Source organism: Candidatus Chlamydia sanziniae (assembly GCF_001653975.1).
GTDB lineage: Bacteria > Chlamydiota > Chlamydiia > Chlamydiales > Chlamydiaceae > Chlamydia > Chlamydia sanziniae.
Genome location: NZ_CP014639.1, coordinates 333,163 through 348,711 on the forward strand (window position 1 = coordinate 333,163; position 15,549 = coordinate 348,711).

Genomic DNA, 15,549 nt, shown 5'->3' on the forward strand with positions numbered 1-15,549 from the left:
TCATGTATTTTGGCGCGCTAAATCAAAGAAAGTACCGTACGATAATCCTTGAGCAAGAAAACCTTCTACTAACTTTCCCTGTGCCTCCACTTCAGTCATGCCTCGCGAACGCATATAAAATATTTGCTTTGGATCTAAAGGTCCTATAGTAGCACCGTGAGATGCCTTAACGTTATCCGCTAGGATTTCCAAACGAGGATATGTAGATACTTGCGCGGAAGAATTCAATAAAAGTGTGCTATGTTTTTGATAAGCATCTGAAAGCTCTCCACAAGGAGAAATGTAAATGCCCCCCTCAAACAAGAAATGTCCAGAATATAAAATGGATTTAATATCTTGACGTGATGTTGTTTGTTCCGCGTCATGACGCATTAAATTTTTTACCCAAGTCTTCTTAGGAGATTGAATGGCAACTAAAATTTCCGCATACGCACCCTGATCTACCATATAACATGTGTTGTCAAAAAAACCATAACCGTGTGGAGCATCTAAAAAATTTTGAATGATCTTACACTTCCCTTCTTGTTTTACAGTAGCAATATGCGACCAACTTAAGGTCTCTTTAGCAAGATACCGCGGAGCCATCCACAGGGAAAGCTCAGCATCCTCAGCAACAAACAGTTCCGTAGCACCATTAATAATTGCGTGACTTATGGAGACTCCATTTTCTAACTGTGTATGATGAGAAACTTGCACCTCAGCAGAAGCTCCCTGGGCCAAAATAATGACAATTCTAGGAGAGAAAATAACTCGAGGCTCAGAAACCACAGGAAAAGTAATATGACGCACAAAGATAGGTTCAGTCACCTCAACATTTTCAGGGACATAAATGACCACTCCCTGATCATCAGAGCAGACAGCATTCAAAAAAGCTAAAGGATGTGCATCGACGTCAAGATGATGCATAAAGGTAGAAAAGGAAACACTCGCCTCATGAATAGGATAGATAAAAACCCCTTCAGGCAACTGAGAGAGTGATGGTTCATATTTTCCATTAATTAAAATACACTCAAAAGCTAGAGAATGATTATGGGATAACCAATGTTGTTTTATAAGTTCTGAACCTCCAGTAGTCAGGCTATAACGGTCAGGATGATCTGAAAGTTCTTGAATCCAAGAAAACGCAACAAAGATATCTTTAAATGGTTCTTGGTTCCCATGAGTATTATAACAGAGTGTTGCTGCTTTATGCTGTACCGATCCAGAAGCAATAGAAGCGAAATTTTCTATAGAAGCTATCATATTACTTTATCTCCATATCCTACACCCTAAAACCTCTTGATAGCTTCTTTCTTCTAATTGATGCATCAATGAGACATCATCTGAAAGAACAATACTTCCATCTAAAAGAACATGGACAACATCAGGCTGAATCAGACTTCCTAATTTAGGATTGTGAGTAACAATGCACATAGAACTTGTAGAATGCAATTCACGATATTTTGCTAAAATTTTGCACATAAAGCGTAAGGCATCCACATCTAAACCAGAATCAGGTTCATCTAAGAACACCATTTTAGGTTCTAGGGTAAGCATCTGCCAAATTTCGTTTTTCTTTTTTTCTCCTCCAGAAAAACCTTCGTTTACATTTCTATCTAAAAAAAGATCTACGTCTTTAAATTCATATGTTTCTAGCATTGTGGAAAGAAGTGTATCAAATTCATTAATGGAAATATTTTCTTCCTGGTTAGCACGTCGACAAGCATTATAAGTATCACACAAAAATAATTTATTGTTCACTCCAGGAATCTCAGGTGGAAGTTGAAACCCAATAAATAATCCTGCGCGTGCTCTTTCCTCTGGCAACATGACAAGGACATCCTGCTCCTCTAACATAACGCGACCTGAATATATAGTCACGCTTTCATCTCCGGATAAAACTTTAGCAAGAGTAGATTTTCCGGCTCCATTGGGTCCCATAATAACATGCAATTCTCCAGGCTGAATATGCACATCCAAACCATCTAAAATTTTTACATCACCACAGCTTACATGTAAGTTTTCTATTCTTAACATTACAATTATCCCACGCTATTTTCTAATTTAATAAACAATAATTTCGATGCTTCCTGAGCAAATTCTAAAGGCAACTGTTCTATAATTTCCCGACAAAAACCATGAACAACCAAACTTACAGCCTCTTCAGAACTCAATCCACGACTACGCAAATATAGTAGCTGATCTTCACGTAATTTTGAAGTCGTTGCTTCATGTTCCACTGAAGATAAAGCATTTTTTACAAGAATTTTCGGATCTGTATACGCTTCGCAAGCGTTCCCAATCAGCATAGAATCACATTGAGTATGATTCGCACTATGAACAGCATTCTCTCCCAGAGAAACCAAACTTCTGAAGGTATTCTGAGACTCGTCACAAGAAATTCCTTTCGATGCTATTGTTGACGAAGTCCCTCTCCCTACATGAATCATCTTTGTCCCTGTGTCCGCCTGCATTTTACCATTCGTTAATGCTATAGAGTAAAACTCTCCAATACTTTCCTCACCTTTCAAGATACAACTTGGATATTTCCAGGTAATCGCGGAGCCAACTTCAACCTGTGACCACGCTATTTTCGCTCGATATCCCGCACACAAACCGCGCTTAGTTACAAAATTATACACTCCACCTTTTCCTGTTTTCCTATCTCCTGCATACCAATTCTGCACTGTAGAATACCGTATCACAGAACGATTGTGAGCCACCAGCTCTACAACAGCAGCGTGTAACTGATTTGAAGAAAAGGCGGGAGCAGTACACCCCTCAAGATAACTTACGTACCCATCATCCTCAACAACAATCAAAGTACGCTCAAACTGCCCAGCTTCCTTATTATTAATTCTAAAATAGGTAGAAATGTCCATAGGGCACTGAACACCTTTGGGGACATAAACAAAGGAACCGTCACTAAAAACCGCAGCATTCAAAGCTGCAAAAAAATTATCTCGATAAGAAACTACAGAACCTAAATATTTCTTTACTAAATCTGGATGCAACTGAACTGCTTCTTTAAAAGAACAAAAAATCACACCAGCTTTATCCAATGTCTCTTTAAAAGTTATGCCTACCGATGTCGAATCAAACACCAAATCCATAGCGACATTGTCTACATTCAGTAGCCGCTTTTGCTCATCTAAAGGCAGTCCCAACTTTTTGAAAGTAGCCAGAATCTCTGGATCCGCCTCTTCCAAACGTCCCAAAGATTTTTTTTGCTTGGGAGATGAAAAATAAACAATATCGTCATAATTCACTGGATTATAATGTAGACGCGCCCAGGTAGGCTCTTGCAACTTTTTCCAATATTGATACGCTTTTAAACGAAAATCTAGAATAAATTGGGGTTCATTGCGCAAACAGACAATCTGCTTAATAGTTTCTTCACTGAGGCCCTTACTCAAACTCTTAGACTCTATAGGAGTGACAAAACCGTACGGATATTCTTGTCTTTCCTCTAAAAATACTTCTATTGATTGGCTCATAAAGCTACTTGTCGGTGTAAAACAACTATGTTTACTATCTTAAGTTACACAAAAGCAAAGCTAAATTACCATACAAATCATTTTTTCTGAACAAGAAAGAAGGCTTGAAAGACGAACTTCTCCCTTTCAAGCCCGTTAGAAAAGAAAGAGAAGAACTCTCTTTCTTTTGGAGATCACACTATAAGCATTTAAACGTGATAAGACACTTAAACACGAAATGATTCTAAAATAACAATGATTTTTTGTCTGCTTATTTTATTCAGAAGAAATATTTTTTTCTCGTCCAAACCATTTGCTACGAAGCTTTTATTCTCTTTACTCCCACAACATCAACATCTTAAAATAGCCTATCTTTAGAAAACGTGACCGTGATCCTTGCTTAAGAAATCGCATCTAATCTCCGTCCAAATTGTACTGCAGAAGGGTTAGAGGCAAGGGTTTTCTGCAACAAAGGGGCAAACATGGACTCTTTCGTTGTTAAAAAAAGCAACTCTTTAGCTGCCTTTTCCGCTTCCCCTTGAGTATGGTACAAATACCCTAGAAGATAATGCGCACGTTCATGTTCTAAATTAATACCCAGAGAACGACTGAATGCTTCATGTGCCTGTTTTGGCTGTTTAAGATCCATATGAGCAAGTCCGACATAGAAATAGGCATCCGCATCTTCTTCATTAAGAAATAAAGCTTCCTGAAAAGCCTTCAAAGCAAGGCGCGTTTTATCTAAAGTAAGATAACACAACCCCAAATTGTAATGACCATCGGACAAATCAGGACGTAGTTGCACTACACGTTCATAAGCTTCTGTAGCCCGATCCCACTGTTTGTTATGAGAAAACAAATAACCTAATTTTACCCATGCTTTCCAATATAAAGGATTCTTACTCACTATAGATTCAAGTAAACGCAGTGCTCCAGCTTCATCTTCCATATCTCCCAGGACAACTGCTTTATTGTATAAGCTTTGAGGATTCCAGGGATCGAGCTCAAGAATTTTATCAAAACACTCTATAGCCTCATGAAATCGTTTGAGACGATGATACACTCCTCCAAGGCTGAACCAACATTCTATATCATCTGGATGTAGAACAACATACGCCCGATATTGCTCAATAGCTTCCTTACTATAGTTCCCTCGATCTAAAGCAACACCATAACAATAGCGTAGATAGCTATCTCCTGGTTCTGATTCTAAGCCTTTTGTACACCAATTCAGAGCTTCGGAAAGGCGACCGGTTTCTAAAGCAATAATTCCCAAGTAACAATACGCTAGTGCTGCTGTAGGATCTAACTCCAAAGTCTCTTTTAATCTTTTTTCTGCATGCTCATATTTACCACTTAAAAATAAGTTAATTCCTGAGCAAAGAAATTCTTTCGCTAAATGTTTAGCAGCCTCTTCCATGAATATCTCTCCTGACAGACATAGGTTGATCTCGATCTTAAAAGGAGCAAAAATCGTGCCAGAAGACGGTGATTCTCTTATAAACCTCTCTCTTTTTTTATTTTTTCCCACATTTCTATTATCTTTACCGCAATAGGAGCTGCATCTCTGCCAAATTCCCCCAAACGCAAATAAACAACAACAACAAGTTCAGGATGCACAAGTTCTTGATCAGTAAAACTTACAGCAGCAAACCAAATATCCTTCATTTTCATAGTACCATACTCACGATCAAGCCCCACACGCACTAACGCCTCTGCAGTACTTGTCTTCCCAATAACACGGGAGAGAAGCTCAGGAGAAAACTGTTCGCGAATTGTTCGTGCTGTTCCATGCCGACCCCAAATTACATTGTGCATTCCGGATTTAAGAAGCTCTGCTACTGGTTCGGGCATAAATACAGTACGCTTTTTCACAGGAGGCAACTTATAAAATTGCTTATCCTTCCCCTTGCCAAACAACAGATTTGGTATATAAATCACACCCCCATTAACTAAAGAAGAGAGCATTACAGCAGTCTGTAAAGGGGTGACAACCAGGGTATGCTGCCCTATAGCAGTCGCATATAAACCCGAACGATTATAAGCTAAATCGGAAGGCACACTCCCCGCATACTCTCCAGACAAACCTAATCCAGTTTTTTCTCCAAAACCAAATAAGGACGCGGCATCGCATAAATCTTCAGGATCAGAGAGATACTCTCCCACAAGTAAAGAAAAATAAGGATTACTAGACATTTCTAAAGCAGCAATTAAATCAATCAGTCCACGACTACGAAAGTCATTTCCAGGCAAACACCCCCCACGGAAAAACACAGGGATAGGCGAGCCGTCTTTAAAAAAACCCACATGTGCCTTCGAACTTATATACCCAAAGGAGTTCTTATCTATAATGACGAATTGCTTAGCAATGTCCTCATGCTGTCCTAATAAAAACTGTTGCGACAACACAGAATATGCCGATACTAATTTGAAGATGGAACCTAAAATTGTTGCTTGGCAAAACGTATAGGAACGTAAATAACTATAACCATATAGAGGATAAAAAGAAGCTGCGAGATCTTGCTCCGTTTGCGGGAAATTTCTTGCAATCGTCAAAGGATACTTCCCTAACAATGGCCTCTGTAATTCTTGAAACTCACGAAAAGTCTTAAAAAGTGGCAGAAAGTCTTGGGTCACATGAGGAAGATGCTCGTATAAAAAAAGATAATCTTCATACCAAGGCAAAGCCTTATGAGCACCTTTGGCAAGTTCCTCTTTCCACAAAGCAAGAATATCATAATAAGGTCGTAAATCTTCTTTACAAGAACCCTTATCCAGTAAATAGGAAAGAAAAGAATCCAGATGCTCCTCACGGAAGAGTTGATATTGAGATGTTCTTTGTTCTTCTAAATAATCCACATAAGGTGTTGGATAACGCCGTTTTTTAAAAACTTCTTCCTTACGTTTGGACACGAGATACTGTGTAAAATGTTCCCTACGCCACAACTTAAAGTCCGTTTCATTAAAAATACTTTCTAAAATTTTCGAAAACGCAGCTCGAAGCACAACATAATGTCCCTGAAACTCAGAAAATTCTGATAACGATAAACTATACACACTCGAAGAAAGGGTAGGCTGAAAGCGGGAAGGGTCTACCACAAGCCGTAGGAGATCAACAAACAAGATCTTATCATAATTTGCACGGAGATCCTTGAAAACCTCATGAAGTTCCTGCTTAATCTTTTCAAGAAAATGGGAATACTTATACACGCATGCGGCCACCCATTCTTGTTGTTGCAGAGAAGTCACTTCTCCTATAGGAATATTTCCTTCTTCATAGGAGAAAACAGCATCAAAAATTGCTGAACAGGAACATTTTCCTTCATCATAGCCAAAAAGATCTATAAGGTTCTGGACGGATTTTTGAATAGCAATCGCCTCTCCTACAGAACTTTGATTTTTTAACCGAGATTTCACTATCGAGGCCTCAGGCAAAAGAAAATCTAAAAAATGATTAAAAGTTAACCAGAGTTCTTCCTCATAACAGTCGTCTGTAAAAAAGTTCCTTCTTTCCCTGCGCAAACACACTTTTCTATCATAAATCTCCGCCACATGTTCCTTACCTTCTAACCACTGATAAATCAAAGACCTTGCCGCTATAGGATCTTCCGACACCTTGATGCCAACAAAATCATTGTTACAATATCGCGGAGAAGATGCCATCGCCAAGACTTCCCCAGTATTCGGATCAAGAGCAACAATAGCGCCTCCTTTAATCCATGGAAACAAAGGAGGAAGCAATTGACGATTTACTAAGGAACGTGGGCTGCGAAAGGAATCCGTTTTTTCATAATCTAAAAGTAATGCATCTGCATACGCTTGCAATTCAGCTGCTATCGTTAACTGGAGTTTCTCCCCAGGAGTTACAGGAATCGCATCTTCTATTTCCTGAATAAAATTTCCACGACGATCTACCAACACTGTTTTTCTGCCTATCTTTCCTCGTAACTGGGAATCATACAAAGCTTCGACTCCCAATTTACCGACTAAAGTATTCAAATTGTAAGCACTCTGTTCCATAGAATCTAGCAAGGCATGTACTTGATCAATGCTTGCTAAACCATCTGGCAATTTAGGATTTTCACCTTCTTCATAAGCACGAACACATTCGCGTAATTTGCTAAGTTCTTGAGTAATTTTTTTATATTCCTGCAAGCTAATTGGCCCTACATAACCTAAAATATCCGCAGCAACACGACCTTTAGGATAGTAACGTCGCACTACAGCCTCCACATGCAACCCAGGCCATTCTTTAGCCAACATTTTGAGTCTTAAATATGTACGCTCGGAAACATTGGGCGCTATCAAATAAGGAATAGAACCTAGGACAGAGGCTTTTGCGTGAATTCCATCTTCAATTGTATCTTTATCAAGATACAGTTCTTCTGCAAGAAGCTCTGCTAAACGACGGATATAACATTTACGTACAGGAATCAGTTCTTTATTCCCTTGGCTATCTATTCGCCACGCACGCGCGGGCAAATCACGAATAGCTCCGTAAGCAACGCTAATATCATATTGTAACTGATTCTCAGCCAACACTTCCCCAAAGCGATCACAAATAGTGGCTCTCTCCACATGTTGAGGAATCCTACGTATTTGTGGTTTATAGGCTTCCTCTAACTTCTGATCATGTTCAATAACTGCAAGATGCCATAAACGCAGTGCAATCAATCCAAAAGCAACCATGATCCCGGACAGCAATTTATTCGTTTTCTGTGCAATAGTAAGATCAATAGAGAATTTTCTAAACAACTTCATATTTCCGATATTATGAGCCTAACCATTGTATAGCAACAGAAGCCTTCCTCCTGTTTACCAAGAAATATCTACCAAACATTGTTGAACACACAGAAAAAATTTGTGGTAAAACAACACAAGAGTCCAGTGAATTATTCGCAATCAAATAAAATTAATCTTTCTAAATAACAAAAAAATTCCCAAGAAAAAATGCTTTGAAAAGACCCTCTCGAGTCATTTTTCTACTTACATTCAATTCCATATATAATGAAAAGAATATACAAAAAAGCCTCAGCTTTCCTATAGCTATAACAGAAGTTCTTGATTGAAATTTACGCCTGAAAGCATCTAATTTTCTTATCGTCTTTACTATAATAAGAAAAGTTTGTTATGTTTTCGATTAATGAGCTGTATGTTCATGTTTAAGGCTGTTTTCATTAGCAAGACCTTCCTATTAGTTGCCTACAGGAAATCTTGTCTGGTTTTAACTTGGACATGGTGCCGCAGACAAGAATATAACGAGCACAATAAAGAAAAGATACTAAGCATAATCTTTAGAGGTGAGTATGAAAAAACTCTTAAAGTCGGTGTTATTATCCGCCGCATTTGTTGGTTCCGCCTCCTTACAAGCCTTGCCTGTAGGGAACCCAGCAGAACCATGTTTATTAATTGATGGAACTATGTGGGAAGGCGTCTCCGGCGATCCTTGTGATCCTTGCGCAACCTGGTGCGATGCTATTAGCTTGCGTATAGGGTTTTATGGAGATTATGTTTTTGACCGTATCTTAAAAGCAGATGTGGCTAAAACCTTTGGTATGGGAGCAGAACCTACGGGTAATACTGCAACAACTTTTGTAACTATGACGGAAAGGGACAACCCTGCGTACAACAGACGTATCCATGATGCAGAATGGTTCACTAATGCAGGATACCTTGCTTTAAATATCTGGGATCGTTTTGATGTCTTCTGTACATTAGGCGCAACTAGTGGCTATGTAAAAGCAAATTCTAGAGCCTTTAACTTGGTCGGCTTGTTTGGCGTTTCTGGAGCTACTGTTGGTGCTACTGAATTACCTAACGTAAGCATTGGCAATGGCATTATAGAAATGTACCTGGACACAACCTTTTCATGGAGTGTCGGCGCTCGTGGAGCTTTATGGGAATGTGGTTGTGCCACTTTAGGCGCTGAATTCCAATATGCGCAGTCTAACCCTCACGTTCAAGAGCTCAATGTTATCACTAACGTAGCTCAATTTTCTGTGCACAGGCCTAAAGGCTATAAAGGTGCTGACAGCAACTTCCCACTCCCAACAAGTGCGGGGACTAAAAATGCTACGGATGTAAAAATTGCCACGATCAATTACCATGAATGGCAAGTAGGTGCTGCGCTGTCCTATAGGCTCAACATGCTCGTGCCCTACATTGGAGTTCAATGGTCACGCGTAACTCTTGATGCGGATGCAATCCGTATAGCACAGCCAAAACTCGCTACACCAGTTCTCAATCTTACCAGTTGGAACCCTTCATTGTTAGGATCACTTACAGCTATGGATACTACAAATAAGTTTTCAGATTTTATGCAAATTGTCTCTTGTCAGATCAATAAAATGAAATCTAGAAAAGCTTGTGGTATTACCGTAGGTACAAGTTTAGTTGATGCCGATAAGTGGTCTATTACTGCAGAAGCACGATTAATTAATGAACGAGCTGCTCACCTAAATGGTCAGTTTAGATTCTAAAGGTTTGCTTAGGTATTCTCACCTTGTAGTTATCAGAGTTTAATCAGTCTAGACTCTGATTTATGTCCAGAAGTTTAATATTTCTGGGCATTTTTTTATCAATTTAATTATTTATTTTCCATCCCATTCCCCCTAGACGCCTAGAGATTACAATCTTGCGTTAAAAGTATTATTCCATTACCATGCCTCTTAAATTCATGACGCGCCCGTAGCTCAATGGTAGAGCTGTAGCCTTCCAAGCTACCGGTGTCAGTTCGATTCTGATCGGGCGCTTTTCTTAACCACCTAACCAAGACTGAAATCTTGATCTTGCATTAAGATGCCGTTGTTAGCATATTCTAATTTGAAATAGAGGTACAAAGCTTGGAATTTCAATCCTGTAATCTTACCGTCAAAGATCTTATGAGCGCAGGAGCTCATTTTGGTCATCAAACACGAAGATGGAATCCTAAAATGAAACTCTACATTTTTGAAGAGAAAAATGGGCTCTACATCATTAATTTAGCAAAAACTTTACAACAATTACGCAACGCTCTTCCTTCTATTTGCAAAATAATTGAAGAGAATAAAACTATTCTTTTTGTAGGAACTAAAAAACAAGCAAAATGTGTAATTCGAGAGGCTGCTATAGAAGCCGGTGAGTTTTTTATTGCCGAACGTTGGTTAGGTGGTATGCTAACCAACATGACAACGATTAGAAACTCTATTAAGACTTTAGATAAGATAGAAAAAGATTTAGCACGGAATTATGTCCATCTTACTAAAAAAGAAACAGCTCTTCTAGCTAAGCGTCATCAAAAGTTGTTGAAAAATCTAGAAGGTATTCGTTACATGAAGAAGGTTCCCGGCCTGTTGATTGTTGTAGATCCTACCTACGAAAAAATTGCTGTTGCAGAAGCTAAAAAGCTTGGCATTCCTGTTTTAGCTTTAGTCGATACGAATTGCGATCCAACTCCTATTGATTATGTCATTCCATGTAATGATGATTCTTTAAAGAGCATTCGTCTAATTATTAATGTCATTAAAGAAAATATTCTCAATACAAAGTATAAACAGGGTATTGAGATCGTTTCTCCCATTAAATCCTTAGAAATGCCTGACTATCTTGTTATTGAAGATGTGAGTGAAGATGAAGAAGAGAATCAAAAAAATCGAGAAGAAAATTTTTTAGCAAAAAAATTTGATAATGAGGCGAACTAATGGGTGACTTTTCCATAGAAACCCTAAAACAGTTAAGACAACATACCGGAGTAGGGTTAACCAAATGTAAGGAAGCTTTAGAAGCTTGTGAAGGCAATCTTGAAAAAGCAACTATTTATTTACGTAAGTTAGGTCTAGCTTCAGCAAATAAAAAAGACCATCGTGAAACTAAAGAGGGGCTCATTGCTGCTAAATCTGATGCGCATGGTTCTGCTTTAGTAGAGGTTAATGTAGAAACAGACTTTGTCGCCAACAATAACGTTTTTAGAGATTTTGTTACAGTTCTTCTTAATGATATCCTCGATCATAAAACAGACAGTGTGGCGGCTCTTTCTCAACTTCCTTCTTCTAAAGACCCTTCTCTTACAGTAGATGAGCTGAGAGCGGTGACTATGCAAACGGTTGGGGAGAATATTCGCATTAGAAGAGTTGCCTACTTTCCTAAATCTAGTCATGAAAGTGTAGGGATCTATTCCCACGGCAATGGGAAAACGGTATCTTTAGTTATTCTCAAAGGATCTTCTAAAGGAGAAAGTCTAGCCAAAGATATTGCTATGCATGTAGTAGCTTCACAACCTCAATTCTTAAGCAAAGGTAGTGTCCCTGCAGAAGCTATTGATAAAGAAAAAGAAGTGGCCTCCTCGCAAACACAAGGAAAATCCCAAGAAGTTATTGATAAGATCATTCAAGGGAAATTAGGAGCCTTTTTCCAAGAAACTTGTTTATTAGAACAGCCATTTATTAAGAATTCCACTCTTTCTATTCAAAACTTAATAGATGATTTTTCTAAAATCTTAGGAGAATTTGTCGAAGTGGAAAAATTTATTTTGTGGAAAATAGGAGCTTAATAAGACATGTCTAAGCAAACCATACGAGTTTTATTTAAAATTTCTGGTGAAGCGTTATCTAAAGATAATGGGACTCGGATTGATGAAATGCGTTTATCTCGACTTGTATCAGAGCTACGTGCTGTCCGTAATAATGACGTAGAAATTGCTCTTGTTATTGGAGGTGGGAATATCTTGAGAGGACTCGCCGAGCAAAAAGAACTCCAAATTAATCGTGTGTCAGCGGATCAAATGGGAATGTTGGCGACTTTGATTAACGGCATGGCGGTAGCGGATGCATTAAAAGCTGAAGATATTCCCTGTTTACTTACATCGACACTCTCTTGTCCACAACTTGCGGATCTTTACACCCCCCAAAAATCTGTGGAAGCTTTAGACCAAGGGAAAATTTTAATCTGCACCACAGGAGCGGGATCTCCGTACCTCACTACAGATACAGGAGCTGCTTTACGTGCCTGTGAATTGGATGCTGATATTTTACTTAAGGCTACCATGCGTGTGGATGGTGCCTATGATAAAGATCCTAGACTTTTCCCGGATGCTGTAAAATATGATTTTATTTCTTATAAAGACTTTTTAATTCAACAATTAGGTGTGATGGATGCCTCTGCAATTTCACTTTGTATGGATTCCCAGATTCCCATTCGAATTTTTAGTTTTGTGCAACACTCTTTAGAAAAAGCTTTATTTGATTCTAATATCGGAACATTAATCAGTGAGAATGTGAATCATGTCTACGTTTCAAGACACTGAAAAAAAAATGGCTGTGGCCTTAGATTTCTTTCAAAAGGAAATTAAGTCTTTTAGGACAGGGAAAGCCCATTCAGCTTTAGTAGAAACTGTAATTGTTGATGTGTATGGCACAACAATGCGTTTATTAGATATTGCTTCTATTTCTGTTGCTGATGCTCGTCAGTTAATGATTTCGCCTTATGATACCAATAATGCCTCAGCTATTGCTAAGGGAATCATTGCCGCCAATTTAAACTTACAACCTGAAATTGAAGGCGCTGTGATTCGAATTAAGATTCCCGAGCCTACTGCAGATTACCGCAAAGAAATGGTTAAACAGTTACGTCGGAAATGTGAAGAAACTAAGGTGAATATTCGTAATATTCGCAGGGATGCTAACGATAAGTTAAAAAAAGATTCTACTCTTACCGAAGATGCTGTGAAGAACATGGAAAAAAAAGTCCAAGAGTTAACAGATAAGTTTTGTAAGCAAATAGATGACTTTACGAAGCAGAAAGAAACAGAAATTGCTTCACTATAAGACTACTTAGAAGGTTTGTTGAAGTCATGGTATAGACCGTGTCTTTTTTTCGTAAACCAAGAAAGGGAAACATTGCTCTAAAGAGAGAAAACGAGTACTATTGTAATCGTCTTGGCCCCATCGTCTAGCCCGGCCTAGGACATCGGATTTTCATTCCGGTAACAGGGGTTCGAATCCCCTTGGGGTCAAAGTATAAGGCTGATAAGATGTTTGGGTCTTTAGCTCAGCGGTTAGAGCACCTCACTTTTAATGAGGGGGTCGCAGGTTCAAATCCTTCAAGACCCAGTTAATTATTCTTATTAGCTTTATCTTCTTTTAGTTTCTGTAAAAAGTCTTTTTCTCCTTTGTCTTGTTTTGTTATGGATAGGAGGGTATGAAGTTGTATGGAATTCTTTATGACTACTCCGTCTCACCCTCTTTGTTACCATTGTCAGCAGCCCGCCCTGATCTGTTATACCGAAGTGGATAAGGATAAAGTGTTACGGTCCTATATATGTGCAACCTGTTCCTGTCCCAGTCATTATTATAGTCATACGAGTGCTGTGTTGTGTCAAGAAGGGCGGAGTTCCCTCACTCTAGAATGTGGGAATTGTAAGACTGTCTGGCATGCTCAGTCGGATACTGAACAACTTTTGGGTTGTCATCAGTGTTATATTAACTTCAAAAATCAACTGATTACTCAACTTAAGAAAGATAAAGCATTATCATCATGTATAGTAGAGAAAAATCATGGGACTTTACATGTAGGTCGTTCGCCTGATGGAGTTGCTACTATGAATCCCTTATTAAAGCTTATAGCTCTGAATGAGGCATTACAAGATACTTTAGAACGTGAGGATTACGAGCAAGCAGCAGTAATTCGTGATCAGATTAACCATTTAAAAATGCAAAATCCTGATGAATCTTCCAAATGATTTGTTACAAACATTAGTGAGCAAGAAAGAAACTCCGCCGTCAAACAAGGTGTGGCCGGCAACAACGTTTTCTTTGTCGCGTAATCTTTCTGTATCTAAGTTTCTTCCTTGTCTATCTAAGGAGCAAAAAATAGAGATTCTTACGTTCATATCGTCACATTTTAATCATGTAGAGGGTTTTGACGAGTTTTTCATTCTTCCTCTGAAAGATCTATCCTTATGGGAAAAAGAGTTTTTCCTGGAGCATTTTTTGTTACCTTATGACCTCGTAGGAAATCCTGAAGGAGAAGCTTTTGTAGTTAACAAAACTGGAGATATTTTAGTAGCGATAAATTTTCAAAACCATGTAATTCTACATATGATTGATTTTCAAGGGGAATCTGAGAAAGCTTTTGATAAACTCGTACGCTTGGACAACTACCTTCATAAGAAATTAGCATTTGCTTTTTCTTCAGAGTTTGGTTTTTTAACGACAAATCCCAAACACTGTGGGACAGGATTGAAGCATCAATGTTTTTTACACATTCCTGCGCTGCTATATTCTAAGCAACTTTCAGATACCCTGGATGAGGAGTCTGAATTAGTGTGTTCGAGTTTGCTTCCTGGAACTTCAGGTTTCGCCGGCAATGTCATTGTATTATCGAACCGCTGTTCCCTAGGTCTTACTGAAGAGCAGATTTTATCCGTTTTAAAAATTTGGGTTTCTAAGATTGCTGCTGCTGAAGCTACGGCAAAAAAATCCTATCACCAAAACCATTCTAGGGAATTGCAAAACGATATTTTGCGTGCATTAGGACTCCTCACCCATTCTTGCCGACTAGAACTTAAAGAAACTCTCGACGCTCTCAGTTGGATACAATTAGGAATAGATTTAGGTTGGATTACGACTACTCAGAATCATCCCGTATGGAACCCTTTATTCTGGCAAGTACGTCGTGCACATCTTGCTTTACAAAAACAACCTGAAGAATCTCGGGATTTGCAAAAAGAAACCATTATCCAACTACGAGCGACTGCATTAAAAGAATGGACTGCGAGTTTATCTCCGAATGGCTTCTAACTCCTCGTAGGATACTCTCCTAGTAAAAATCCTTCTACAGAAACTTACATTTTTATTGTCAGCACAATACTTTAAAGTAACACAGATTATTAACAAAGGCATTGTATGCCCAAAGCCGGAGTCGAACCGACGACCTACACGTTACGAATGTGTTGCTCTGCCAATTGAGCTATTTGGGCATTTTCTGCATAATGAAGAGGGGCATAATGAATAAAAAAGCCAAAAAAATAATAAGTCATACGGCAGACTTTTATCTTTTTGGCTTTCCCCCTGAATGCAACAGAGTTAAAAGCTATTCCATGGCGTAGAATATCACTCTT

Annotated in this window: 12 protein-coding genes and 4 tRNA genes; 10 read left to right on the top strand and 6 right to left on the bottom strand. The window is 38.7% G+C overall.

Features of this window, described 5'->3' with window-relative positions; all coding sequences use genetic code 11:
• The 5 genes from Cs308_RS01470 to Cs308_RS01490 all read right to left on the bottom strand — a co-directional run bounded on the left by Cs308_RS01470 (window position 1) and on the right by Cs308_RS01490 (window position 8,216).
• Window positions 1-1,242 carry a SufD family Fe-S cluster assembly protein gene (locus Cs308_RS01470; RefSeq protein ID WP_066481762.1) on the bottom strand — a complete coding sequence of 414 codons (1,242 nt, stop codon included), beginning with the start codon at window positions 1,240-1,242 and terminating at the stop codon, window positions 1-3.
• Between the two features lie 6 nt (window positions 1,243-1,248).
• Entirely contained in the window at window positions 1,249-2,016 is a 768-nt protein-coding gene (sufC, locus tag Cs308_RS01475) for a Fe-S cluster assembly ATPase SufC (protein WP_066481763.1), read from the bottom strand.
• Between the two features lie 5 nt (window positions 2,017-2,021).
• Window positions 2,022-3,476 (bottom strand): Fe-S cluster assembly protein SufB, encoded by a 1,455-nt coding sequence (gene sufB / locus Cs308_RS01480; protein WP_066481765.1) that lies wholly within the window; start codon window positions 3,474-3,476, stop codon window positions 2,022-2,024.
• Window positions 3,477-3,855: 379 nt separating this feature from the next.
• Window positions 3,856-4,875: a tetratricopeptide repeat protein gene (locus Cs308_RS01485; protein ID WP_066483348.1), complete on the bottom strand. Its 1,020-nt coding sequence runs from the start codon at window positions 4,873-4,875 to the stop codon at window positions 3,856-3,858.
• 77 nt (window positions 4,876-4,952) lie between these two features.
• Complete coding sequence (locus Cs308_RS01490) at window positions 4,953-8,216, bottom strand: penicillin-binding transpeptidase domain-containing protein (RefSeq protein WP_066481768.1); 3,264 nt, start codon at window positions 8,214-8,216, stop codon at window positions 4,953-4,955.
• Between the two features lie 545 nt (window positions 8,217-8,761).
• On the opposite strand from Cs308_RS01490, the gene Cs308_RS01495 reads away from it, so the two are divergent.
• The 10 genes from Cs308_RS01495 (at window position 8,762) to Cs308_RS01540 (ending at window position 15,229) form a co-directional block, all read left to right on the top strand.
• Window positions 8,762-9,934 (top strand): porin, encoded by a 1,173-nt coding sequence (locus Cs308_RS01495; protein WP_066481769.1) that lies wholly within the window; start codon window positions 8,762-8,764, stop codon window positions 9,932-9,934.
• 202 nt (window positions 9,935-10,136) lie between these two features.
• A tRNA-Gly gene (locus Cs308_RS01500) sits at window positions 10,137-10,207 on the top strand.
• A gap of 90 nt (window positions 10,208-10,297) precedes the next feature.
• Window positions 10,298-11,134, top strand: a complete 837-nt coding sequence (gene rpsB, locus Cs308_RS01505; RefSeq protein ID WP_156506725.1) for a 30S ribosomal protein S2 — start codon at window positions 10,298-10,300, stop codon at window positions 11,132-11,134.
• Window positions 11,134-11,982: a translation elongation factor Ts gene (gene tsf / locus Cs308_RS01510; RefSeq protein WP_066481773.1), complete on the top strand. Its 849-nt coding sequence runs from the start codon at window positions 11,134-11,136 to the stop codon at window positions 11,980-11,982. The genes rpsB and tsf overlap by 1 nt, the downstream gene beginning before the upstream one ends.
• 6 nt (window positions 11,983-11,988) lie before the next feature.
• The gene (gene pyrH / locus Cs308_RS01515) at window positions 11,989-12,735 is read left to right on the top strand and encodes a UMP kinase (RefSeq protein ID WP_066481775.1); all 747 of its coding nucleotides are present in this window, start codon (window positions 11,989-11,991) and stop codon (window positions 12,733-12,735) included.
• Entirely contained in the window at window positions 12,713-13,255 is a 543-nt protein-coding gene (frr, locus tag Cs308_RS01520; RefSeq protein WP_066481777.1) for a ribosome recycling factor, read from the top strand. The genes pyrH and frr overlap by 23 nt, the downstream gene beginning before the upstream one ends.
• Window positions 13,256-13,368: 113 nt before the next feature.
• A tRNA-Glu gene (locus Cs308_RS01525) sits at window positions 13,369-13,443 on the top strand.
• Window positions 13,444-13,467: 24 nt separating this feature from the next.
• Window positions 13,468-13,540 (top strand) — tRNA-Lys (locus Cs308_RS01530).
• A gap of 110 nt (window positions 13,541-13,650) precedes the next feature.
• Entirely contained in the window at window positions 13,651-14,169 is a 519-nt protein-coding gene (locus tag Cs308_RS01535; protein ID WP_066481779.1) for a UvrB/UvrC motif-containing protein, read from the top strand.
• Window positions 14,153-15,229, top strand: a complete 1,077-nt coding sequence (locus tag Cs308_RS01540) for a protein arginine kinase (RefSeq protein ID WP_066481781.1) — start codon at window positions 14,153-14,155, stop codon at window positions 15,227-15,229. Before Cs308_RS01535 ends, Cs308_RS01540 begins: the two co-directional genes overlap by 17 nt.
• Window positions 15,230-15,335: 106 nt before the next feature.
• On the opposite strand, the gene Cs308_RS01545 is transcribed toward Cs308_RS01540, so the two are convergent.
• A tRNA-Thr gene (locus Cs308_RS01545) sits at window positions 15,336-15,408 on the bottom strand.
• Between the last annotated feature and the right edge of the window lie 141 nt (window positions 15,409-15,549).